Raw genomic sequence first — 22,025 nt, 5'->3', positions numbered from 1 at the left:
GCGGCAGCCCTGGCCCCTGCTTTTTCTCACGCCACCCGCCCAGTGCGGGTGCGCTTTTTTCTGAGTTCCGGATGATCACCCTCAAGAACGTTACCCTGCGACGCGGCGCCAAAGTCGTGCTCGACAGCGTGTCCACCACCATCAACCCCGGCGAAAGCGTCGGCCTGGTGGGGCGCAATGGCGCGGGCAAGTCGAGCCTGTTTGCCTTGCTCAGCGGCAAGCTGCACGAAGACGGGGGAGACTTTTACATCCCCACCAGCTGGCGCATGGCGGAAGTCGCGCAGAACATGCCCGAGACCGACCAGTCGGCCACTGATTTCGTGCTGGAGGGCGACACCCGCCTGGCCGAAGTGCAGCAACAGCTGGTGGACGCCGAGGCCAGCGACGACGGCATGGCCATCGCCCATGCTTATTCGGACCTGCACGACGCTGGCGCACACGACGCCGTGGCACGCGCGCAGGCACTCATTCTGGGCCTGGGCTTTCGCGTGAGCGAGCTCGACCAGCCCGTCAACAGCTTCTCGGGCGGCTGGCGCATGCGCCTGCAACTGGCGCGCGCGCTGATGTGCCCCAGCGATTTGCTGCTGCTGGACGAGCCCACCAACCACTTGGACCTGGACGCCCTGGTCTGGCTCGAAGCCTGGCTCAAGCGCTACGCGGGCACCATGATCGTGATCAGCCATGACCGCGAGTTTCTGGACGCCATCACCAACGTCACCCTGCAAATCCAGCAAGGCGAATTGAACCGCTACGGCGGCAACTACAGCAAGTTCGAAGAACTGCGTGCCCAGCAGCTTGAACTGCAACAGGCCAGCTTCTCCAAACAGCAGGAGAAGATGGCCCATCTGCAAAAGTTCATTGACCGCTTCAAGGCCAAGGCCAGCAAGGCCAAGCAGGCGCAAAGCCGCGTCAAGCAGCTCGAACGCATGGAAAAGATTGGCCCCGTGCTGGCCGAGGCGGACTTCACCTTCGAGTTCAAGGAACCCGCCAACCTGCCCAACCCGATGCTGGCCATCAGCGATGCCTCGTTCGGCTATGTGGACGACGAGGGTACGCCCACCACCATCCTCACCGGCGTCAATCGCTCGGTGCTGGCGGGCCAGCGCATCGGCATTCTGGGTGCCAACGGCCAGGGCAAGTCCACGCTGGTCAAAACCATTGCCCGCACCATGAAGCCCCTGGGCGGCAGCGTGACCGAAGGCAAGGGCCTGAACATCGGCTACTTTGCCCAGCAGGAACTCGACGTGCTGCGCCCCAGCGAGAACCCGCTGGAGCACATGATCCGCCTGGCCAAGGAACTGGGCCCCGACGCCAAGCAACCCAGCCGCGAGCAGGACCTGCGCAGCTATCTGGGCACGTTCAACTTCACGGGCGACATGGTCAAACAGGCCGTGGGCACCATGAGCGGCGGCGAGAAGGCGCGCCTGGTGCTAGCCATGATCGTGTGGCAGCGTCCCAACCTGCTGCTGCTCGACGAGCCCACCAACCACCTCGACTTGGCGACCCGCGAGGCGCTGGCCATGGCGCTCAACGACTTCGACGGCACCGTCATGCTGGTCAGCCACGACCGCTCGCTGCTGCGCTCGGTCTGCGAAGACTTCTGGATGGTGGGCCGGGGTGTGGTGGGCCCGTTCGATGGCGATCTGGACGACTACCAGCGCTATCTGCTCGAAGAGTCCAAACGCCTTCGCGAAGAGGCACGTTTGGCAGAGCAAACCCAGCCCCCGGTGACAGCCGGGGCCTCTGCGAAGGCAGTTGCAGCGGCTGCACCCGCTGCTGTCGCCGCGCCCGGCCCTGCGCCGACATCAACCCCGCCGGCACCGCGGGATGGCCGTGAACAGCGCAAGCTGGACGCCCAGGCGCGGCAGCAGCAGGCCGAAAAAACACGGCCGCTCAAGAAAGAGCTGGAACAGATCGACAAGCGCCTGGCTTTGCTGGCCACCGAGCGGGCAGCGCTGGAGCACAAACTCACGCAGACCCTGCCCCCAGCCGAGATCGCCGAATGCGGCCGCGCCCTGAAGGCGGGCCACGAAGAGACGGCGCAACTGGAAGAACGTTGGCTTGAAATTTCGACCGCGCTGGAAGAAATTTCGACAGCAGCGGTCAGCTAGAAATGTAATCGCATGTAATTGATTACATGATTTTTTGGGCTCTTTCGCTTATGCAGCAATGGTTTTTAGCTGCAATATTCATAGCGATTGCCACCCTGAATACCCCGGGCACTTACGGTTGCATTTTTTTGCGAAACGCTGTCAACGGACCATTGATGGACCGCGTTGTTGGTACATCACAGGAGTTTTCCAGCATGAATACCACCGCAATCTTGTCCGCTTGGCCCGAAGACGAACGCGACCGCAAGCGCGCTCCCGCCCGCTTCTGAAGGCGTGGCTGCCCATAGCAGCCCCTTGCGCCAAATCACGGATCCTCTCAACAAAAAACCCCGCATCGCGGGGTTTTTTGTCGTCCGGGGAAAGAGGTTGCAAAACCCGCTTCCCGATCCGCGGACCATCAGCCCATGTGGAGGCCGCCGTTGACCGAGAAATCCGCCCCGGTGGCGTAACCACCCTCCTCCGAGGCCAGCCAGGCGATGATGGAGGCGATTTCACTGGGTTCACCCAGGCGTTTCACCGGCACGGTGGCAACGATTTTTTCCAGCACGTCGGGACGGATGGCCTTGACCATGTCCGTGCCGATGTAGCCCGGGCTCACGGTGTTGACCGTCACACCCTTGGTGGCCAGCTCCTGAGCCAGAGCCATCGAAAAGCCGTGCATGCCGGCCTTGGCAGCAGAGTAGTTGGTCTGGCCCGCCTGACCTTTTTCGCCGTTCACCGAGCTGATGTTGACAATGCGGCCCCAGCCTTTTTCCACCATGTCGGCCACCACCTGCTTGGTGACGTTGAACATGCTGTTCAGGTTGGTTTCGATCACAGCATCCCAGTCTTCGCGGGACATCTTGAGGAACATGCGGTCACGGGTGATACCGGCATTGTTCACCAGCACGTCAATCGTGCCGTGTTCGGCCTTGGTCTTGCTGAACGCCTCCACGGTCGAGTCCCAGTCGCCCACGTTGCCCACCGACGCATAGAAGGTGTAGCCGAGCGCCTTTTGTTCTGCCAGCCACTTGGCATGGTCACGGGTGGGGCCACATCCGGCAATGACCTTGAAGCCCTCCTTGTGCAGGCGTTGGCAAATGGCGGTGCCAATGCCACCCATCCCGCCGGTGACGTACGCAATTTTCTGGCTCATGTGATTTCTCCTTGTAAGTGGCTTGCTCGGCTACCACTTTAACGAAGAAACGCCGCGTTGCCGTGAAGGTAAACACTGAACCCTGCGCTTTTTGACGCAACATGCTGTGTCACGAGCCTGACACCCGGCGACGCTAAACGCGTGCACATCACCCGTGTTGGGGCGACAACGGCAGGGTCTCCCATCCGGGCTTGGCAAACAGATAACCCTGCTGATAGCGGATGCCCGTCGAGCGCAGGTAAGAAGACTCGGCCGCTGTCTCGATGCCCTCGGCGACGATATCAATCGACAGTCGCTGGCACACCAGAGCAATGCCACACACGATGGCCTGGCGCACCGGGTCCTGGTCGATATTGCGGATGAGCTCCATGTCGATCTTGAGCACATGGGGCTGGAGCTGCACCAGCATGTTCAGGCCGGCGTAGCCCGCGCCAAAATCGTCAATGGCAGTCATCAGCCCCTGGCGGCGGTACTCGTTGAAGATGGATTTCAGATGGGGGCCATTGGTGACCTGTTCGCCTTCAGTCACCTCGAACATGATGCGGTCGTGCGGAAACCGGAACTCCTTGGCGGCCTCCATCGTGGCCCGGATGCAGGTCTCGGCGCGGTACACGGCATTCGGCAGGAAGTTGATGCTCAGACGGCAGCCCGGCATCGCGGCCAGCCCCAGACGGGAAGCCAGTTCAATGGCCTTCACACGGCAGGCCTGGTCAAACCGGTAACGATTGCCGTCATCCACCCACGACAGCACGGTGCCAGCGGATTCGCCATTGACGCCCCGCACCAGCGCCTCGTAGGCAAATGGACGATCCAGTTCCAGGTCCATGATGGGCTGAAAGGCCATCGTGAAGTCGAACGGGAGCTGCGTCTTGTCACGACAAGATTGGCAGCCCACGGGTTCGAAGGGTTGGGCAAAGATGGTCGCTGTCATGGAGAAACATGGTAACGCATCATTACAAGGCAGCGGCCTCGCATTGCTACGCAGACCATATCCCCGGATGCGGCTCCTGCAACTACAGCACAAAGACCGCCACCGCCCCGGCCAGCCGGTCAGCCTGACCCTTGAGTGTTGCGGCAGCTGCAGCCGACTCCTCAACAAGTGCGGCATTTTGCTGCGTCATCTGGTCAAGCAGGCCGATGGACTGGTTGACCTGCGCTATGCCCGAAGACTGGTCTCGGGCTGCGGTGTGAATTTCACCCATCCTCGCGCTCACACGTTCGACCGATCCCACAATTTCGGCCATGGTCCGTCCGGCGTCATCAGCCAATTGCCCTCCCTGTGACGCCTTTTGCACTGAAGCGCTGATCAAGCCCGAGATCTCGCGCGCTGCTTGCGCTGAGCGCTGGGCCAGCCCGCGCACTTCCGTGGCCACCACCGCAAATCCGCGCCCCTGCTCGCCAGCACGCGCAGCCTCCACAGCCGCATTGAGGGCAAGGATGTTGGTCTGAAACGCAATGGAATCAATCACGCCCGTGATGTCGGCAATGCGGGCTGAGCCTTCGTTGATATCGCGCATGGTACGCACCACCTCGCCCACCACATCCCCACCGCGCCGGGCTACACCTGCCGCCGACACCGCCAGGGTATTGGCCTCAGCGGACGCAGCGGCTGTCTGGCCCACGGTGCCTGTCAACTGTTCCATGCTGGCAGAGGTGGCTTGCAAACTGCCGGCTGCATGTTCGGTGCGTACAGACAGGTCTTGCGCTCCGCTTGCGATTTCTTCGCACGCCACGGCCATACCGGCTGCGGCCTGCTGTACGGTGACAACCGTCTGGTGCATGCGCTCCAGGGCCTCTTTGAGGGCTCGCCCGCCGGGTGTGCGGACTACCAAGTGCGACATATCCAGGCGGATGCGATCGCCCTGCGCCAGCGAAGAGGTCAGGCGTCGCAGCTCAGTGGATTCCTGCACCGTGCGGCCCATCTTCACGGCCAGGACAACCTCCAGCACCGTCTGGATCACCACATACAGTGCGTGCAACATGACCTGTGCCAGGTTGGGGGAAGTGACGCAATACAGGCCAAACCCGGCCGCCTGAAGACGATCAAACACCACGTGGTGCACAGCAAACAACCCTGCCGCCCAGACGATGGGGCGCCAATCCAGGTACACCAGCAACAGCGCCAGCGTCACGAACACACCGAAATGGAACTCCAGCATCCCCCGGGCCAGCTGGATATGCAGGGCCACCAGGCTGACCTGCACAAACGACAACACCAGACGCGACGCCAGCGTGCCACGAGCCACCGCATACGCCACAGCAGCGATCGCCCCCAGCACCAGCACTGAGGTCAGCGCCAGCATCGATTCCACAAACTGCACGCCCAGCGCGATGGCTGCGAGCGAACTCAGTGCAATCGCAGCCAGGATGACACGGTCACCCAGCAAGGCGCCAGGGTCCGGACCACCAGACGGTTCCGAGAAATCCGCTGGGTGGGCAGAAAAAATAGACATTTAGAATCAATTTGTTACCAATATGGCTGAATCATAAACCATACGGTAATTTTTTGACTGCCTATTTATTTTTCTGACAGCGGGCAATAAAAAAGCTGCATGTCACTGCAGCTTCTTCGGTGCAACCGGTGCCGCTGGATCACCAACGCGGCACAGGCGTCACCCAGGCAAACCCCGTACGGGGGCCTTTGACTCAGCGTTCCACCGCCAGCGAGACGCCCATGCCGCCACCGATACACAGCGCGGCCAGGCCCTTCTTGGCATCGCGGCGCTGCATTTCGTGCAGCAGCGTGACGAGAATGCGGCAACCGGATGCGCCGATGGGATGGCCAATGGCAATGGCGCCACCATTCACGTTGACCTTGGCGGGGTCAATCGCCAACTCCTTGTTCACGGCGCAGGCCTGGGCCGCGAAGGCTTCGTTCAGCTCGAAAAGGTCCACATCGGCGGCGTTCCAGCCAGCACGCTGCAAGGCCTTGCGCGAGGCAGGCACGGGGCCCATGCCCATGGTGGCAGGGTCCAGGCCGCTGGTGCCAAAAGCGGCGATACGGGCCAGGGGCTTGAGGCCCAGGGCCGCCGCTTTTTTTGCGGTCATGACCACCACGGCCGCAGCACCGTCGTTCAGCCCCGAGGCGTTGCCGGCCGTCACGCTGCCAGCCTTGTCAAACGCCGGGCGCAGGCCCGCCAGGGCTTCGGCGTTGGTCTTGCGGTTGAGGTATTCGTCGGTATTGAAGAGGATGGGGTCGCCCTTCTTCTGGGCCAGGCTCACGCCCACGATTTCATCCACGAACCTGCCGGCATCCTGTGCAGCGGCAGCCTTTTGCTGGCTGGCCAGCGCCAGTGCGTCCTGCATGTCGCGGGTGATGCCGTACTGCTTGGCCACGTTTTCAGCGGTAATGCCCATGTGGTACTGGTTGTACACGTCCCACAGGCCATCCACGATCATGGTGTCCACCAGCTTCCAGTCGCCCATGCGCTGGCCGTCGCGCGAGCCCGGCAGCACGTGGGGTGCCAGGCTCATGCTTTCCTGGCCGCCGGCCACCACGATGTCGCTGTCGCCCCAGGCCACGGCCTGTGCCGCGAGCATCACAGCCTTCAGGCCCGAGCCGCACACGGCATTGATGGTGAGGGCCGGAGTTTCCTTGGCCACACCGGCTTTCATGGCCGCCTGGCGCGCCGCGTTCTGGCCCACACCGGCTGTCAGCACCTGGCCCATGATCACTTCGCCGATCTGGTCAGCCTGCAGCCCGGCACGTGCGATGGCTTCGCGGATCACGATGGCACCCAGCTCGGTCGCGGGGGTCTTGGCCAGTGCGCCGCCAAATTTGCCCACCGCGGTGCGGGTGGCTGAAACGATGACGATGTCTTCCATGGAAAGTCCTTTCGGGGTGGTTCGGTGCGGAGCGGCTTCGCGCCCCGGCGGGATGCGAGCTGATTCTCGCAGCCCTTGTGGAGACTTATAAGTCAGGACTTTTGCTTAACGTAGCGACCGGGCGCAGGTTCGATGGCCTTGAACTTGGTGCCCTTGCCGTAGGTTTTGGGCGCCGCAACCTGCTTGCCGGCATGGCTCTTGAGCCAGCCTGACCAGTCCGTCCACCAGCTGCCGGGGTGTTCTGTCGCACCGCCTAGCCATTGGTCGAGTGTGGCGGGCAGCTTGCCGTCCGCACGGATCCAGTGGCTGCGTTTGCCCTTGGCGGGCGGGTTGATCACGCCCGCAATGTGGCCCGAAGCCCCCATGACGAATCGCTTCTTGCCCGGCAGCACCTGCGTGGACGCATAGGCAGCGTTGATGGGCACGATGTGGTCCTCGCGCGAGCCGTAGATATACACCGGCATGGTCAGGCTGGACAGGTCCATCTTCTCGCCGCACACGGTGAGCTTGCCGGGCTTGACCAGGTTGTTTTCGAGGTAGAAATTGCGCAGATACCATGCGTAGAACGGCCCGGGCAGGTTGGTGCTGTCGCTGTTCCAGTAGAGCAGGTCGAACGGCGGTGGCGTCTCGCCCTTGAGGTAGTTGCCCACCACGTAGTTCCAGACCAGATCGTTGGGGCGCAAGAAGCTGAAGGTGGAGGCCAGGTCCTGGCCTTTCATCAGGCCGCCATTGCCCATCTGCATCTCGCGGAACTTGACGAAGGCCTCATCGATGAACACGTCCAGAATGCCCGTGTCGGTGAAGTCGATCAGCGTGGTGAGGAAGGTGGCACTGGCCACGGGCTCGTCGCCGCGCGCTGCCAGCACGGCCAGCGCGTTCGACAGGATGGTGCCGCCCACACAAAAGCCCAGCGCATTGATCTGCTCGGCGCCGGTGATGTTCTGCACCACGTCGATGGCGGCCATGGCGCCGTCTTCCACGTAATCGTCCCAGGTCTTGTGGGCCAGGCTGTCGTCGGGGTTGCGCCAGCTCACCACAAAGGTGCGGTGGCCTTGCTCCACGGCGTAACGGATCAGCGAGTTCTCGGGCTGCAGGTCCAGGATGTAGAACTTGTTGATGCAGGGCGGCACGAGCAGGAAGGGCCGCTCATACACCTTGGCGGTGAGCGGCTTGTATTCGAGCAACTGGAAAAGCTCGTTCTCGTACACCACCGCGCCTTCGGTGGTGGCCACGTTGCGGCCCACCTCGAACAGGCTTTCGTCGGTCATCGACACATGGCCCTGCGTGATGTCGTGCAGCAGGTTCTGCATTCCCTTGGCAATGCTCTCGCCCTTGGTCTCGATGGCTTTTTTCTGCGCTTCGGCATTGAAGGCGAGAAAGTTGCTGGGCGCCATGGCGGCCATCCATTGCTCCACGCCGAACCGGATGCGCGCCTTGGTCTTTTCGTCGGCCTCCACGGCGTCGGCCAGGCCCATCAGGGTGCGGGCGTTGAGCAGGTAAGCGGCGGCAGAAAACGCAGCCACAGGGTTGCTGGCCCAGCCCTCGCCCGCAAAGCGCTTGTCCTTGACCTCGGGGATGCCCTGCAGGCCCTGCGCCCAAAGCTCCTGGGCATCCTTGAGGTATTGCTGCTGCAAGGCCTGCAATTTGTTCTGTGAGAGTTTCAGCGGAGCCGCGGCAGGTACTTGCGTGCCCAAGTCCAGTTTCTGAAACGATTGCAGGGCCTGCGCCCAGCTTTGCCCGAAAATCTTCTGGAACTGCTGAGCGCTCTCGGCCCACGGTGATTCAGAATTCATTCTCTTACCTCGATGGTTGATCGCTTGCAGCGGCAGGGGCTCGGCCCGCTGGTTTTTCCGGTCCATTGTTGCCGACGCCACCGCGCGTGGCAACGGATTCCCACGCTTGCACTGAACACGACAAACCAATGTACCTCATCGTTATTACCTGGGCTTACGTGACGCTCATGATGGCCGTGGCCGAAGCCACCAGCCCGCAGGGCACCCTGCTGGGCGCGCTGGTCACGTTTGCGCTTTACGGGCTGCTGCCCATGGGCATTCTGGTGTACATCCTGGGTACGCCCGGCCGCAAACGCAAGATCAAGGCGCGCGAGGCGGCCGCGCAGGCGGCCCACGACGCAGAACAGGCGGCGCTCGCGGCCCAGCAGGCTGCCGGCCCGGACTCAGCCGAGCCAGATACTGGCGGCCAGGCGCCCGCTGCCCCCCAGGGCCACGCTGTCGCGCCGGTGCGAAAAGAACCGTGACGCGTTGGCCACGGTGCACCATGGGGGCGTGCTGTCGTTGCCATATACACCCTGGATCCCCAGTGCCCGCAGGCGCAGGCGGGCCAGGGCCGGCAGATCGCACAGGAATTTGCCCGGTGCGCCCGCGCGGTGCACAAAGCAGTGCTGCGCGGCCGGGTCGGTGTCGCAAAAGGCGGCGCGCACCTCGGCCCCCACTTCAAACGCCTGCGGGCCGATGCAGGGCCCCAGCCAGGCCAGGGTGTCCTGCGCGACTGGCGTGGCAAGGCTTGACTCCGGGATACCGGGTTTTGCTTCGTATTTGATAGCTGTTGGCGCTTTACCATCAAGCGCCAGAGTACTAAAACGCTCAAAAACTGCCTCCAGAACGCCCCGGCCGTGCGCACCCGCCAGCCCGCGCCAGCCCGCGTGCGCGGCGCCTACAACAAGTCCCGAGCGGTGGGCCAGCAACACGGGCAGGCAGTCGGCCACCATGATGGTGCAGACCACTCCCCGGGTGCTCGAGACGCACGCATCGGCCTCGGTACCGTCGGGTGTGGAAGGCTCCAGGCAGACCACGCCATTGCCATGCACCTGGCTCAGGAAGACCGCGCGCGCACCGGGCGTGTGCGCCTGCAGCGCCGACTGCAGGATGCCGCGATTGGCCAGCACGGCCTGCGCGTCGTCGCCGACGTGGATGCCCAGGTTCAGGCTGTCGAACGGGGGCAGGCTTGCGCCCCCATGGCGGGTGGTGCACACAGCGTGCACACCGGTGGGGGCTGGCCAGTCGGGCACCAGCCAGTCGTGCAAGGCGATCTGCCCAGGCCGGGCCATCAGGCCTCGCTGTCGGGGCAGGCCGAGGGCTGTGCTTGCTGGAAGGCAGGCAGCGCCATGCACGCGTTGAACGCACCCAGGGTCAGCGGCAGTCCGTCCAGGGGCACGTTGAAGCGCTGGGCATTGAAGATTTGCGGCACCAGGCAGCAGTCGGCCAGCGTGGGCGTGTCGCCCCAGCACAGCACCGAGGGCGGCAGGCCCTGGGCCGCGCGCTCTTGCGCGAGCAGTGCCAGCTGGCGCTCGAAAGCCTCCAGCCCGCTGCGCACCCAGTGGTGGTACCAGGCGTTCTTGGCGTCTTCCGGCACTTTCAGCTCCCGCACCAGATACCTGAGCACGCGCAGGTTGTTCAGCGGGTGAATCTCGCACGCCACCATCTGTGCCAGGGCCCGCACGCGCGCGCGGGCCAGGGCGTCGGCCGGCAGCAGCGCAGGCGTGGGGTGGGTTTCGTCCAGGTATTCGATGATGGCCATCGACTGTGCGAGGGCCGCCCCGTCGTCCGTGACCAGCGTGGGCACCAGGGCATCCCCAATGCGGCTGGCATAGTCAGCGGCCTGGTGTTCGCCTTTGACGAGATGCACCGGCACGTAGTCGTACCCCAGGCCCTTGATCTGCAGCGCGATGCGCACACGGAACGAGGCGGAGGAGCGGAAGTAGTTGTAGAGCTGCATGCAGGGGTCTGTGGTGAATGGAAAGAATGTGCCTGTGAGCCCGGGCCCTGCTGCGCAACGGAGGCAGCAGGAGGGGCGCCGCTGGCGCGGCCATCAGGCGCCGGATGTGCCCGCCGGGTCCTGGTGGTTGTAGACGATTCTGGACAAAAGCTCCATCAGGACCCCACTCTCCTGTGGGGTCAGCGGTGCCGTCAGGCGCTCCTGCACGCGCTGGGCCGCGTCGCGCATCTGCAGGGCGGCCACTTCGCCTTCCGGCGTGATCCACAGCAGCTTGCGGCGGCGGTCGCGGGTGTCGGGCTCGCGCCGGATCCAGCCGCGCTTTTCCAGCCGCCCGATCACCGACCCCGAGGTGGCCGCATCAAAGGCGACGCGCGATGCCAGCGTGACCTGGTCTTCCCCCGGCCGGGCCAGCAACTCGTGCAGGATGGCGAACTGCACCGGTGTCACATCAAACCCTGCGGTCTCTTCCATGAACAGCGCCACGGTACGCTGGTGCGCACGGCGAACCAGATGGCCGGGCGTGTTGTGGAAATCGAAGCTCTTTGCCATGGGCGCGAGTGTAGCGCCCGCAGCAGGCCGCCCCTGCCCATGGCACACTGCCACGCAGTGCTTGACCAATCACCCATGAAAGGCTGACATGAGCTACGTTTTTCCTCCCGCACCCGTGGCCAGCGTGCCGGTTGCGGGCAGCAATGACCGCTTTCCCGTGCACCGCATTTACTGCGTGGGGCGCAACTATGAAGAGCACGCCAAAGAGATGGGCTTCACCGGGCGCGAGCCCCCCTTCTTCTTCATGAAACCGGCCGACGCACTGGTGGTGGTAAATGCCGGAGACACCGGCCAGCTGCCCTACCCCAGCCTGACCGCCAACCTGCACCATGAGATCGAACTGGTGGTCGCCATTGGCAAGGGGGGCAAAAACATCCAGGCCGCCGATGCGCTGAGCCACATCTTCGGCTATGCCGTGGGCCTGGACATGACACGCCGCGACCTGCAGAACGACATGAAAAAGCAGGGCCGCCCCTGGTGCATCGGCAAGGGCTTTGACGCCAGCGCCCCCATCGGCCCCATCACCCCGGCAGCCCAGGCGGGTGACGTGGCCAAGGCCGACATCTGGCTGCAGGTCAATGGCACAGACAAGCAGCGCAGCACCGTGGCCCAGCTCATCTGGAACATCGCCGAAACCATCGAACACCTGTCGGCCGCGTGGGAGCTGCAGCCCGGCGACCTGATCTACACCGGCACCCCTGAAGGCGTGGGCGCGGTCGTGCGCGGGGATGTGCTGGAAGGCGGCGTATCGGGCCTGGGCACGCTGCGCCTGAGCGTGGTGTAGCGCCGGGCACGCTCAGGCGCGCCGCCATATACTCACTTTTTAATAGCTGCTAGCGCTTACACCATAAGCGCTAGCGCTCTATTTCATTCAAAACCCTGCATGACCCACCGCAGCCCCATCAAACACTGCCGCGAATGTGGCACCGCCGTGGTGTACCGCCTGCCAGACGACGGGGACACCAAGCCGCGCGCCGTCTGCCCCGAGTGCAACACGGTGCATTACGAAAACCCGCTGAACGTGGTGGGCACCGTGCCTGAGCTGGCCGACGGGCGAATCCTGCTGTGCAAACGCAACATCGAGCCGCGCTGGGGCAAATGGACGCTGCCCGCAGGTTTCATGGAACTGGACGAAACCACCGCCCAGGGTGCCGCCCGCGAGACCGACGAAGAGGCCGGCGCGCAGATTGAGATGGGCCCGCTGTTCGGCTTGCTCAACGTGCGCCGCGTGGGTCAAGTGCACCTGTTCTACCGCGCGGCCTTGCTCAGTGACCAGTTCAATCCCGGCTACGAAACCATCGAAGCGCGCCTGTTCACAGAAGAAGAAATACCGTGGGACGAGCTGGCTTTTCGTACAGTGAAGCAAACGCTTGAGGCGTATTTCGCCGACCGCAGGGCCGGCCAGTTCGGGCTGCACTGCATCGACGTGGAATAACGCGCCGCCACAGCCTGCGGCCGGCGGCGGCCATACGCACTGGCCCGTGTTCGCTCAGTGCGACAAAGGCAAAGGAATGGCTTTCCATCCTGAGTGGTTGAAATGACTGCCATAGGTGTTGAGTGCCTGGGCCACCTTCACCACCCCTTCCGCGCGCGCCTTGTCGCCTTCCTTGCCTTGCGCGGCATCCACGCCGCCCAGAATCTCGCCGATCACGATGTGCAACTGGGCATCGGCCTGGGGTTCGAGCTTGCAGTTCTCCACGATGTACGCGACCTGTTTGGAGACTTCCGCGCCAAAGGCGTCGTAGTCGGCTGCCTGGGCCTTGCCCGCGTGGGCCAGCGCCAGCGTGCGGTTCACGGCCTTGTGCATGGCATTCATGCCCTGGCGCAGCGGGGCATCGATGTGCCATTTCTTGCCCGCATTGAGTTCGATTTTCTGGGGCGCGGTCGCACCGTGGTCATGGGCACTCGGGCTGGCAGCCAGCGTGGCAAACGGCAGGGTCAAGGCGGCGGCGAGCACAAGGTACAGAGGGGATTTCATGAGAAGACTCCGGTAGGTTGAACAAAAAGGGCCGGCAATTGCCGGGCCTTGTTGCTTCAAACGAAGAGTGATCAAAAATGTTCCAAGTATTTGCATCTTTTATTGATAAAACCTTTGGCTGCCACGCCCCTCAGCGGCTACGCCCAGGCATCAATCGCGGTGCAGAAGTTCCTCTTCAGTGGATTCCTGGGCATAGCGGCTGAGCAGCAGGGTCATCAGGCGGGCACGCTGCCCCTCGTCGAGCAGCGCGCGCTCCGCCAGCAGTTGCGCAATCACGCGTTGCTGCTGCACGTCCTGCAAGGCGGCAATGCGGGCCTGCTCTGCGTCGATGGCGCCGCGCTGCGGCGGGTCGGCAAAAATGTGACGCACCAGCGCCTCGCGGTGGCGCCGGATCTCGGCCCAGTTCGCGGTCAGATCGCGCAGGAAGTCGGGTTCGAGCTGTTGCCAGCGCAGGCGCTGCTCGGCACTCAGTTCCAGGTAATCTGGCAGGTTCACGGGACTTTTCCGCACGGCATCCACACTCGACTGCGGTTGCAACAGGTGCATGGCAACGGCTACAAGGATGCCCGCGTTCAGGGCCAGCGACACGGCCAGAAGCCATGCGGGTACGCTGCGGCGGTTCATGGCATTCCTTTCGAAAGACGACAGAGTTCTGCGGCGGCGCACAGGCCACCCGGCGGCACCGGATCGAACACCCGCACCAGACCGGCACCCGGTGCAATGGCAGCACCGCCGCCCAGCAGCAGGCCGCCCAGCCAGATGCCCGACGCCAGCGCCAGTCCGCCAGCCAGCCCTGCCGGCATCCAGCCCAACCAGCCGGCCCAGGTAGGCCCTGGACGCGACGCGCGCTGGCGGTCACGCAAGCGTTGGTTGAGTCGATCATTCAGTTGAGCAGTCAGATCAAAGCCCAGCTGGGGCGACGGCATGGCGCGCAGGCTCTGCCCCAGGGCGGTAATTTCATCAAGCCGGTGCTGGCACACCGGGCAGCCCGCCACGTGCTGGCTGAAGCGGGCGCGTTCGGCGGGTTGCATCATGTCGTCCGCATAGGCAGACAAGTCGGCGTGTCGTGGGCAGGTCATGGCGAGGTCTCCATTCAGCGCGGCATTTTTTCCAGCAGTCCAGCGCGCGCCCGTGCAATGCGCGACTTGACGGTGCCGGTGTTCAGGTTGAGCACGGCGGCAATGTCGTCATAGGACATTTCTTCGATTTCCCGCAGCAGCAGGATCTCGCGGTGTTCGGGGGGCAGGCGCGCCAGGGCTTTTTCCAGTCCCTGGTAGCGCTGCGCCGTCTCCAGCACGGCATCGGGTGGCGGTGCGGGGTTGGGGTGGCTGGCGGCTTCGTCTTCGTCCCAGGGCACAAAGTCCACGCGCTTGCCCCGCCGCAGCCAGTCAAAAGCCAGGTTGCGGGCAATGCGAAACAGCCAGGTGCTCAGCCGGGCATCGGGTGTCCAACGCGGCAGTGCCTGGTAGGAATTCAGGAACGTTTCCTGCGTCAGCTCCAGTGCGTCGTCAGGCGACCGAGTAAGCCGTACCAGAAAGCGGTAGATACGATCCTGAAACCGCACCACCAGCTCGGAAAACGCCGCGCGGTCGCCCCGCTGTGCGTGCGCGGCGCATTCTTCGTCATCGAGGTGGCTGAAGATTCGCATGGTTGAACAACTGCTTCAACGCGCAGCGCACCAGAATGTTCCCTCTATTTTTTTCATTCTGGACCTGGCGCCGCTCGCGCCCGCATCTTGGCATGTACCCGAGCACGGAGGCAGGCCCAGCGACCGGTCGAGAGCGGCTCATGAAACCCTAGAACCGCAACACCGCGAGAGCCCACCTTTTTGCCGAAAGCAGGGTATGGGGCCGACTTTCGAGTGTGGTGGTTCACCTGTCGGATGCCACGCGTGGCAAGAACTCTGCGGCCCCTGTCAACGACTGCATCGCGCCCTCTGGGGAGACACGGCGTCGGCATCGAACACCATGCAGCGGCAGTGTCTTCTACGCCGATCAACGGTTCAACCGCCCACTCGCCAACCCGTTATTGCGTTGGCACGGCGGGCGCCAGGGGCGCAAGAGGGGTGACGACGACCGGCGCGGGGGGCGCAGTGGGCTGCCGCGGCACATACGGTGCATCGTCCGTAGTCACCGGGGGCAAGGTGCCTGGCGGGGGCATTGGTGGTGCAGAGGGGGTATCACCACTACTGAACAGCCCACGAATCCATTCGCGCATGCTGCCCAGCGACGTGTCCGCTGGGGGCGGCACGTCGAATTCATCCACAAACCGCTCGCTGGCATTTATCACCTTGGCGCGCAGCCCCTGCTGCATGAATTCGCCCACCATGGGCAGTGCGCTGCGTGCGCCCTGCCCCCAGTAGTCGCTGCGCAGCGTGATGCGGCCATCATTGAAGCCCGCCCAAGCGCCCGCCACCACGCGCGCGTGCATCAGGATGAACCAGCCATCGGTGTTGTCCTGCGTGGTGCCGGTCTTGCCCGCCACGTCGGCCTGGATGCCGTAGCGCGTGCGGATGGCCGTGGCCGTGCCTTTGTCCACCGCGCCACGCATGGTGTTGCGCAGGGTTTGCGCCGCACGCGCGTCAAACACCGGCGCGGGCGCGGAGCTGGCGAAGGTCTCCAGCACCTTGCCATGGCGGTCCTCGATGCGGGTGATGAGCACGGGCTCCACATAGCGGCCCAGGTTCACGATGGAGCTGTAGGCCGTCACCATTTCCTTCAGGGTGACCGGGCTCGTGCCCAGGGCCAGGGACGGCACCTCCTCCAGCGGCGACTGGCGCACGCCCAAAGCCCGTGCCACCTCGGCCACACGGGCCGGTCCCACCTGCTGCATCACCTGGGCGGTGATGGTGTTCTTGGAAAGCGCCAGGCCATCCGCCAGCGTCATGGGCTCATCGCTGGGGGCGCGGCCATCGGTGGGGCGCCACACGCGGCCGCCGCCCAGCGGGATCTCCACGGCCGAGTCCATCAGCGTGTCGTTGGGTGATGCCCCGTTGGCAAACGCCGCGCCATACACAAACGGCTTGAACGTGGAGCCCGGCTGGCGCCGCGCCGCCTGCACATGGTCAAACGGGTCTTGCGCAAAGTCGCGGCTGCCCACCCAGGCGAGCACATGGCCGGTCACCGGGTCCTGCGCAAGAAAACCCGCCTGCACACGCGTCTTCTCGGTGCGCAGCCTGCGCAGGAAGGCCTCGTCGGCCAGGAGGGCCTGCAGCGCGTCTTCAGGCGCCTCTCCCTTGTCCAGCGCCGCACGGTACTCCGCGCTCTCGCGCACCAGCGTCTGCACCAGCTCGTTGCCCGGGCCCCAGCCATTGCGCTGCGACCAGGCGGTGTCGGCCACGCCCTGCAGCTGCTGGCCGTGGCGTGCCACAGCACGGTTGGCGATGGCCTGCAGGCGCGAATCGATGGTGGTGCGGATGATGAGACCATCCGCATACAGGTTGTAGCCCCGGCTGTCGGCCCAGTCCAGCAGCTGCTTGCGCAGCTGCATCGCAAAGTGCGATGCCGGGCCCATGACCTCGGTCTGCCGCTCGAAGTTGACCCCCAGCGGGCGCACCTTGAGCCGCTCGAACTGGTCAGCCCCGAGCTGGCCGCGCTTGACCATCTGCGACAGCACCGTGTTGCGCCGCGCCAGCGCCCGCTCGGGGTTGAGCACCGGGTTGTAGTAGGCCGTGCCCTTGAGCATGCCGATCAGCGTGGCGCTTTCCAGCACGTTGAGCTTGTCGGCCGACTTGTCGAAATACGTGCGGGCGGCCATCTCGATGCCGTAGGCGTTGTACAAAAACGGTACGGTGTTGAGGTAGGTCTCCAGGATCTCGTCCTTGGTGTACGAGGCCTCGATCTTGACGGCCGTGATCGCCTCCTTGAGCTTGCGCGTGAGCGCCTGCGGGAACACGCGCGAGCGCCCGATCTCCTCGGGAAACAGATTGCGCGCCAGCTGCTGCGTGAGGGTGGAGCCGCCCTGCGGATCGCCCCGCAGCGTATGCACCACCGACGATGCCGTGCGCTTCCAGTCCAGCCCGAAGTGGTCGTAAAAGCGGTGATCTTCGGTGGCGATGAGGGCTTTGACCACATTGGGGGATATCTGGTGGAGCTCCACCCATTCGCGGTTGGCCCAGCGGTATTCGGCCAGCAGCTTGCCGTCCACCGACACGAGCTGCGCGGGCAACTCGCTCTTGGCCTTGCGGATGTCGCTGATGCCGGGCGTGAAGGGCACCAGCGCCAGCGCGTACACCAGCAGCGCCACGGGCACCATGGCCAGCAGCCAGCAGCCGCTGCGCAGCGACAGCAGGCGCTGCGGCCGGCGGAAAACGAAGGCCAGTGCGCCGCGCACCCGGGCCCACAGTGCCTGCGCTGAAGAAGTAGATGTCATCAGAAATTGAATAAAAAATGCCGCTGACGCTTATCAGTAAAGCGCAAGCAGCTATCAAAATAATAGTTCATCAGCCCATGAACCTCCGCAGCTGCGGCAGGCTGGCCTGGGCGGCCCGGCGGCCTTCGGCAATGGCCTCGCTTGAGCGGTGGAAGTCGAGCAGCCCCAGGTTTGCCAGCGCGGGCGCAACGATGACTTCCGGCGGGTCGCCGGCCATGCGGCTGCGGGTGATGCGCATCTGCATGATGTTGACACTGGTCATCACCACATCCAGCACGGAGGGCACCGGCACCGGCCGGGCCACAGGCGCCGCCGCGCCGGCATCGGGCGTCCAGAACTTCAGGCGCCGCACCCAGTCGACATTGCGGGCCGGCTCGGGCACGGGCTCCGGGGCAGCGGCACCGGCAGCGTCTGCCTCCAGCGCCTCGGGGGCGGGCGCCTCGCGCACCACGGCCAGCGGCCGCATGTGGCGGTGCAGGATGTCGGAGTTCAGGTCCACCGCGATCACGATGTCGGCCCCCATGGCCCGGGCCAGCGATGCGGGCACCGGGTTGACCAGGCCACCATCCACCAGCAGCCGCCCGTCGTCGCGCATCACGGGCGTGAAAAGCCCCGGCAGCGCGATGGAGGCCCGCACCGCATCGGCGATGGAGCCGTGGCGCAGCCAGACTTCGGCGCCCGAGTGCAGGTCGGTGGCCACGGCGCCAAACGGCATGGGCGAGCGGTCAATGTCGAAGTCCGCAAAGTTGCGGCGCCAGAAGGCAATGAGCTTTTCGCCCTTGAGCATGCCCCCGGTGATGTTGAAGTCCATGAACCCGAACACGTCGCGCATGCCCAGGCCCTGCACCCATTCGGTAAACCGCTGCAGCTCGCCCGCCGCGTAGGCGGCCCCCACCAGCGCGCCAATCGACGAGCCACAGACGATGTCGGGCCGGATGCCCTCCTCGTCCAGCACCTGCAGCACCCCGATGTGCGCCCACCCACGCGCCGAGCCGCTGCCCAGGGCCAGGCCCAGCCGGGGAGCGCGCCGGGCCAGAGCCATCACTGCGCCCCTTGGGGAGTTGCCAGGTCCGCGTGACCCGCCAGCAGCGCTAGCATGCCGGCTTCGTCCAGCACCGGCACGCCCAGCTCCTGCGCCTTGGCCAGCTTGCTGCCGGCCTCTTCGCCCGCCACGACATAGCTGGTCTTCTTGCTGACCGAACCGGCCACTTTGGCGCCAGCGGCTTCCAGCATGTCCTTGGCGGCGTCGCGGCTCAGCGTGGGCAAGGTGCCGGTCAGCACCACGGTCTTGCCCGCCAGGATCTGCGGAGCGCGCTCGGCCACCGGGCCTTCGGGCCACGTCACGCCGCAGGCGCGCAGTTGTTCGACCACTTCGCGGTTGTGCGGCTGCTGGAAGAAGGTGTGCAGGCTCTGTGCCACCACGGGGCCCACATCGTTCACCTCCAGCAACTGCTCCACGCTCGCATCCATGATGGCGTCCAGCGTGCCAAAGTGCCGAGCGAGGTCCTTGGCCGTGGCCTCGCCCACATGGCGCAGCCCCAGGCCAAACAGAAAACGCGGCAAGGTGGTCTGCTTGGATTTTTCGAGCGCGGCCAGCACGTTCTGGGCCGATTTTTCGGCCATGCGCTCCAGCGCGATGAGGGATGTAAGGCCCAGCCGGTACAGGTCGGGCAGCGTGCGGATCACGTTGGCATCCACCAGCTGGTCCACCAGCTTGTCGCCCAGGCCTTCGATGTCCATGGCGCGGCGCGCGGCGAAGTGCAGGATGGCTTCCTTGCGCTGCGCGGCGCAGAACAGGCCGCCGGTGCAGCGGTGGTTGGCTTCGCCCTTTTCCCGGACCACATCGCTACCGCACACGGGGCAGGCTGTGGGCATGCGGAAGTTGGGCACATACCCCGTGCGCTTGCCGGGCATCACGCCCACGACCTCGGGAATCACATCGCCCGCGCGGCGCACGATGACGGTGTCGCCCACGCGCACGCCCTTCTTGCGAATCTCGAACAGGTTGTGCAGCGTGGCATTGGTGACGGTGACACCGCCCACAAATACTGGCGCCAGGCGTGCGACCGGCGTGATCTTGCCGGTGCGGCCTACCTGCACGTCGATGCCTTCGATCTTCGTGGCCATCTCCTGGGCCGGGTACTTGTGCGCCACGGCCCAGCGCGGCTCGCGGGTCTTGAAGCCCAGGTCGCGCTGCAGCTGCAGGGAATTGACCTTGTAGACGACACCGTCGATGTCGTACGGCAGCGCATCGCGGCTGGCGCCCACCTGCTGGTGAAATGCTACCAATTCCGTAGCACCTACCGCAATCTGCACCTGCGCTGCAACTGGAAAACCCCAGGACTTCAGCGTCTGCAGCATCTCGTAGTGCGTGCGGAACACCGGCCCGCCATCGCCGGGCGGCGTGATGGCGCCCAGGCCATAGGCAAAAAAGCTTAAGGGCCGCTGGGCGGTGATGCCGGAGTCGAGCTGGCGCACCGCACCCGCAGCCGCATTGCGTGGGTTCACAAAGGTCTTGCCGCCCTGCTCCCGCTGGCGCTCGTTCAGCGCGTCGAAGTCGGCGCGGCGCATGTAGACCTCACCACGTACCTCCAGCAGCGGCGGCACGCCGTCAGGCAAAGTCAGCGGAATCTGGCGGATGGTGCGGATGTTGTGCGTCACATCCTCGCCCACCTCGCCATCACCGCGCGTGGCGGCCTGCACCAGGCGGCCGTTTTCGTAGCGCAGGCTCATGGCCAGGCCGTCGAACTTGGGCTCGGCCACGTATTCGATGGCAGGGTCAGCGTCAGACAGCCCCAGCTCGCGCCGCACGCGGGCATCAAACGCCTGCGCGCCGGTGGCTTCGGTGTCGGTTTCGGTGTGGATGCTGAGCATGGGCACCGTGTGGCGCACAGGGGCCAGGCCCTCCATCACCGCACCAATCACGCGCTGCGTGGGCGAATCGGGGGTGATGAGGTCGGGGTGTACGGCTTCCAGCGCCTGCAGTTCGCGGAACACACGGTCGTATTCGGCGTCGGGCACGCTGGGCTCATCCAGCACGTAGTACTGGTGCGCCCACTGGTTGAGCTGGTCGCGCAGTGCTTTTATTTTGATAGCTGGTGGCGCAATATCCACGGGCGCTGGAGCCGAAAAAAGATCCAGATTGTCGGTCATGGCCGCACCGGCGCTCAGCTGAAAAGGCGCCGCGCCAACACCGACCCCGCCGACAGATCGCGTCCATCCAGCTGGTCATACAGCAGCTCCAGGTCTGCAGCGATCGGGTCCATGGCCATGGCGGGCAGCGGCGTGCCGTTCTGGTCGCACAGCACGCCGTCCATGGTTTCGCACAACGCGGCCCCCACGTCGCGCAGGCGGGCAAAGGGCTGCTCGGTGCGGTGAACCTGGGCGACGTCCAGGCTCAGCGTGATGTCGCGGATGGCGGACTGGTCGGGGTCGTCGGCCAACGCGGCTTGCGTGTCGTACCCCAGTGTGAGCAAGGGCGGCAGGCCCTGGGTGCTGGCAGGCAGCACCAGGCGGCCGGGCATGGCGCCGGGCACAAAACCCAGGCGGGCAGCGTTCTGCTGCACGTAGCCGGGGCTCCAGGCGGCCTGTCGGGCGCGCAGCATGAACATGAGCTGGGCATCGTGGTCGCTGGCGAACTGGTCCAGCTCACGGGCGCGGGCCACTTCCTGCAGCATGTCGGGGAAGTCGGGCGCAGCATTGATGGCGTCGGCAAAGGCCTGGGCCTTGACCACGAACTCGGAGAACTCGATCTCGTTGAGTGCGCCCATGCGGTTGGCCAGCTGCACCCCCGCCTGGAACGACTGGTAGCGCTGGCCGGGGGCCGGAGTTTCCCACTGCTGGGTGGCTTCGTTCAGGCCTTCGATGGCAAAGGGCTTGCTGCCTGCACGGCGGGTGGGCGGCAGGGCGGCCAGCGCCGCATCGCCCGACACCACGTGCTCGGGCTGCAGTGAGGCGATCACGTCGATGAGCGGGTCGAGCCCCGGGCGGCGCTCGGGCGAAAACGGGGGCACGGGCAGTTGCAGGGCATCGGCCGCGTCCACATTGTGTTCGGACGGCTCCGGCCCCCGGTCCAGGCCATGGAACTCGCCAGACGGCATGGACCCGGCCGCGCCTGCGTCAAAGCCGGGCTCCAGGCGCTGGGCGGGCTCCGCCGCCGGGTCGTGCTCTGCGGGCAGGGCACGCTTGGGCGCGTTGCGGCGCGAGGTCCAGGTGTTGTAGGCCACGATGAGGGCCAGCACCAGGCCGCCGATGATGGCCAGACTCAGTTGCAATGTGCTCATAAAGAAAGATTTTCAGCTATGCGTTGCGCTGTGCACGC

Annotated in this window: 20 protein-coding genes; 4 read left to right on the top strand and 16 right to left on the bottom strand. The window is 64.9% G+C overall.

All coding sequences use genetic code 11. The annotated features are described in order from the left end of the window. Positions 1 to 71: 71 nt before the first annotated feature. On the top strand, positions 72 to 2,111 hold the full coding sequence (locus KYG_RS07650) for an ABC-F family ATP-binding cassette domain-containing protein (protein ID WP_008904286.1): 2,040 nt from the start codon (positions 72 to 74) through the stop codon (positions 2,109 to 2,111). A gap of 397 nt (positions 2,112 to 2,508) precedes the next feature. On the opposite strand, the gene phbB is transcribed toward KYG_RS07650, so the two are convergent. From phbB to KYG_RS07620, 5 genes are all read right to left on the bottom strand, one after another. After that, a complete protein-coding gene (gene phbB / locus KYG_RS07640) occupies positions 2,509 to 3,246 on the bottom strand; it encodes an acetoacetyl-CoA reductase (protein ID WP_008904285.1) in 738 nt (245 codons plus the stop codon). Between the two features lie 148 nt (positions 3,247 to 3,394). Further along, complete coding sequence (locus KYG_RS07635; protein WP_008904284.1) at positions 3,395 to 4,177, bottom strand: EAL domain-containing protein; 783 nt, start codon at positions 4,175 to 4,177, stop codon at positions 3,395 to 3,397. Between the two features lie 82 nt (positions 4,178 to 4,259). Further along, positions 4,260 to 5,699 carry a methyl-accepting chemotaxis protein gene (locus KYG_RS25400; RefSeq protein ID WP_050813813.1) on the bottom strand — a complete coding sequence of 480 codons (1,440 nt, stop codon included), beginning with the start codon at positions 5,697 to 5,699 and terminating at the stop codon, positions 4,260 to 4,262. Between the two features lie 193 nt (positions 5,700 to 5,892). Beyond that, complete coding sequence (locus KYG_RS07625) at positions 5,893 to 7,071, bottom strand: acetyl-CoA C-acetyltransferase (protein WP_008904282.1); 1,179 nt, start codon at positions 7,069 to 7,071, stop codon at positions 5,893 to 5,895. 92 nt (positions 7,072 to 7,163) lie between these two features. Then, on the bottom strand, positions 7,164 to 8,864 hold the full coding sequence (locus tag KYG_RS07620) for an alpha/beta hydrolase (protein ID WP_008904281.1): 1,701 nt from the start codon (positions 8,862 to 8,864) through the stop codon (positions 7,164 to 7,166). Positions 8,865 to 8,992: 128 nt separating this feature from the next. On the opposite strand from KYG_RS07620, the gene KYG_RS07615 reads away from it, so the two are divergent. Continuing rightward, positions 8,993 to 9,328, top strand: coding sequence for a hypothetical protein (locus KYG_RS07615; RefSeq protein WP_008904280.1), 336 nt, complete (start codon positions 8,993 to 8,995; stop codon positions 9,326 to 9,328). Here the strand turns inward: KYG_RS07615 and KYG_RS07610 are convergent. The 3 genes from KYG_RS07610 to KYG_RS07600 form a co-directional block, all read right to left on the bottom strand. Beyond that, complete coding sequence (locus KYG_RS07610; protein WP_008904279.1) at positions 9,248 to 10,138, bottom strand: polyphenol oxidase family protein; 891 nt, start codon at positions 10,136 to 10,138, stop codon at positions 9,248 to 9,250. The genes KYG_RS07615 and KYG_RS07610 overlap by 81 nt on opposite strands. Next, positions 10,138 to 10,806: a maleylacetoacetate isomerase gene (maiA, locus tag KYG_RS07605; protein WP_008904278.1), complete on the bottom strand. Its 669-nt coding sequence runs from the start codon at positions 10,804 to 10,806 to the stop codon at positions 10,138 to 10,140. The genes KYG_RS07610 and maiA overlap by 1 nt, the downstream gene beginning before the upstream one ends. Before the next feature lie 93 nt (positions 10,807 to 10,899). Continuing rightward, a complete protein-coding gene (locus KYG_RS07600; RefSeq protein ID WP_008904277.1) occupies positions 10,900 to 11,355 on the bottom strand; it encodes a MarR family winged helix-turn-helix transcriptional regulator in 456 nt (151 codons plus the stop codon). 88 nt (positions 11,356 to 11,443) lie between these two features. On the opposite strand from KYG_RS07600, the gene KYG_RS07595 reads away from it, so the two are divergent. Next, positions 11,444 to 12,139, top strand: coding sequence for a fumarylacetoacetate hydrolase family protein (locus tag KYG_RS07595; protein WP_008904276.1), 696 nt, complete (start codon positions 11,444 to 11,446; stop codon positions 12,137 to 12,139). A gap of 99 nt (positions 12,140 to 12,238) precedes the next feature. Continuing rightward, complete coding sequence (locus tag KYG_RS07590; RefSeq protein WP_008904275.1) at positions 12,239 to 12,790, top strand: NUDIX hydrolase; 552 nt, start codon at positions 12,239 to 12,241, stop codon at positions 12,788 to 12,790. 54 nt (positions 12,791 to 12,844) lie between these two features. On the opposite strand, the gene KYG_RS07585 is transcribed toward KYG_RS07590, so the two are convergent. From KYG_RS07585 to KYG_RS07550, 8 genes are all read right to left on the bottom strand, one after another. Continuing rightward, positions 12,845 to 13,333 carry a hypothetical protein gene (locus KYG_RS07585; RefSeq protein ID WP_008904274.1) on the bottom strand — a complete coding sequence of 163 codons (489 nt, stop codon included), beginning with the start codon at positions 13,331 to 13,333 and terminating at the stop codon, positions 12,845 to 12,847. A gap of 150 nt (positions 13,334 to 13,483) precedes the next feature. After that, on the bottom strand, positions 13,484 to 13,957 hold the full coding sequence (locus tag KYG_RS07580) for a periplasmic heavy metal sensor (protein ID WP_008904273.1): 474 nt from the start codon (positions 13,955 to 13,957) through the stop codon (positions 13,484 to 13,486). After that, positions 13,954 to 14,412: an anti-sigma factor gene (locus KYG_RS07575; protein ID WP_008904272.1), complete on the bottom strand. Its 459-nt coding sequence runs from the start codon at positions 14,410 to 14,412 to the stop codon at positions 13,954 to 13,956. Before KYG_RS07575 ends, KYG_RS07580 begins: the two co-directional genes overlap by 4 nt. A 14-nt stretch (positions 14,413 to 14,426) precedes the next feature. Next, positions 14,427 to 14,981: a sigma-70 family RNA polymerase sigma factor gene (locus KYG_RS07570; RefSeq protein ID WP_008904271.1), complete on the bottom strand. Its 555-nt coding sequence runs from the start codon at positions 14,979 to 14,981 to the stop codon at positions 14,427 to 14,429. A 377-nt stretch (positions 14,982 to 15,358) separates the two neighbouring features. Beyond that, positions 15,359 to 17,704, bottom strand: a complete 2,346-nt coding sequence (locus KYG_RS07565) for a penicillin-binding protein 1A (protein ID WP_085942526.1) — start codon at positions 17,702 to 17,704, stop codon at positions 15,359 to 15,361. Positions 17,705 to 17,774: 70 nt separating this feature from the next. Continuing rightward, positions 17,775 to 18,746, bottom strand: a complete 972-nt coding sequence (locus tag KYG_RS07560) for a patatin-like phospholipase family protein (RefSeq protein ID WP_008904269.1) — start codon at positions 18,744 to 18,746, stop codon at positions 17,775 to 17,777. Further along, entirely contained in the window at positions 18,746 to 20,857 is a 2,112-nt protein-coding gene (gene ligA, locus KYG_RS07555; protein WP_008904268.1) for an NAD-dependent DNA ligase LigA, read from the bottom strand. Before ligA ends, KYG_RS07560 begins: the two co-directional genes overlap by 1 nt. Before the next feature lie 14 nt (positions 20,858 to 20,871). Continuing rightward, positions 20,872 to 21,987, bottom strand: a complete 1,116-nt coding sequence (locus KYG_RS07550; RefSeq protein WP_008904267.1) for a cell division protein FtsZ — start codon at positions 21,985 to 21,987, stop codon at positions 20,872 to 20,874. Positions 21,988 to 22,025 lie beyond the last annotated feature (38 nt).

It is taken from the genome of Acidovorax sp. NO-1 (assembly GCF_000238595.1).
In the GTDB taxonomy this organism is placed as follows: Bacteria; Pseudomonadota; Gammaproteobacteria; order Burkholderiales; family Burkholderiaceae_C; genus Acidovorax.
Note: the sequence above shows the minus strand (reverse complement) of the source record. Positions and strands in the feature narration are given on the sequence as shown.

What these genes read in the sequence shown, in the direction of transcription:
- KYG_RS07650 (WP_008904286.1), top strand. Translation starts at nt 72, where the DNA reads ATGATCACCCTCAAGAACGTTACCCTGCGACGCGGCGCCAAAGTCGTG.
- phbB (WP_008904285.1), bottom strand. Translation starts at nt 3,246, where the DNA reads ATGAGCCAGAAAATTGCGTACGTCACCGGCGGGATGGGTGGCATTGGC.
- KYG_RS07635 (WP_008904284.1), bottom strand. Translation starts at nt 4,177, where the DNA reads ATGACAGCGACCATCTTTGCCCAACCCTTCGAACCCGTGGGCTGCCAA.
- KYG_RS25400 (WP_050813813.1), bottom strand. Translation starts at nt 5,699, where the DNA reads ATGTCTATTTTTTCTGCCCACCCAGCGGATTTCTCGGAACCGTCTGGT.
- KYG_RS07625 (WP_008904282.1), bottom strand. Translation starts at nt 7,071, where the DNA reads ATGGAAGACATCGTCATCGTTTCAGCCACCCGCACCGCGGTGGGCAAA.
- KYG_RS07620 (WP_008904281.1), bottom strand. Translation starts at nt 8,864, where the DNA reads ATGAATTCTGAATCACCGTGGGCCGAGAGCGCTCAGCAGTTCCAGAAG.
- KYG_RS07615 (WP_008904280.1), top strand. Translation starts at nt 8,993, where the DNA reads ATGTACCTCATCGTTATTACCTGGGCTTACGTGACGCTCATGATGGCC.
- KYG_RS07610 (WP_008904279.1), bottom strand. Translation starts at nt 10,138, where the DNA reads ATGGCCCGGCCTGGGCAGATCGCCTTGCACGACTGGCTGGTGCCCGAC.
- maiA (WP_008904278.1), bottom strand. Translation starts at nt 10,806, where the DNA reads ATGCAGCTCTACAACTACTTCCGCTCCTCCGCCTCGTTCCGTGTGCGC.
- KYG_RS07600 (WP_008904277.1), bottom strand. Translation starts at nt 11,355, where the DNA reads ATGGCAAAGAGCTTCGATTTCCACAACACGCCCGGCCATCTGGTTCGC.
- KYG_RS07595 (WP_008904276.1), top strand. Translation starts at nt 11,444, where the DNA reads ATGAGCTACGTTTTTCCTCCCGCACCCGTGGCCAGCGTGCCGGTTGCG.
- KYG_RS07590 (WP_008904275.1), top strand. Translation starts at nt 12,239, where the DNA reads ATGACCCACCGCAGCCCCATCAAACACTGCCGCGAATGTGGCACCGCC.
- KYG_RS07585 (WP_008904274.1), bottom strand. Translation starts at nt 13,333, where the DNA reads ATGAAATCCCCTCTGTACCTTGTGCTCGCCGCCGCCTTGACCCTGCCG.
- KYG_RS07580 (WP_008904273.1), bottom strand. Translation starts at nt 13,957, where the DNA reads ATGAACCGCCGCAGCGTACCCGCATGGCTTCTGGCCGTGTCGCTGGCC.
- KYG_RS07575 (WP_008904272.1), bottom strand. Translation starts at nt 14,412, where the DNA reads ATGACCTGCCCACGACACGCCGACTTGTCTGCCTATGCGGACGACATG.
- KYG_RS07570 (WP_008904271.1), bottom strand. Translation starts at nt 14,981, where the DNA reads ATGCGAATCTTCAGCCACCTCGATGACGAAGAATGCGCCGCGCACGCA.
- KYG_RS07565 (WP_085942526.1), bottom strand. Translation starts at nt 17,704, where the DNA reads ATGACATCTACTTCTTCAGCGCAGGCACTGTGGGCCCGGGTGCGCGGC.
- KYG_RS07560 (WP_008904269.1), bottom strand. Translation starts at nt 18,746, where the DNA reads ATGGCTCTGGCCCGGCGCGCTCCCCGGCTGGGCCTGGCCCTGGGCAGC.
- ligA (WP_008904268.1), bottom strand. Translation starts at nt 20,857, where the DNA reads ATGACCGACAATCTGGATCTTTTTTCGGCTCCAGCGCCCGTGGATATT.
- KYG_RS07550 (WP_008904267.1), bottom strand. Translation starts at nt 21,987, where the DNA reads ATGAGCACATTGCAACTGAGTCTGGCCATCATCGGCGGCCTGGTGCTG.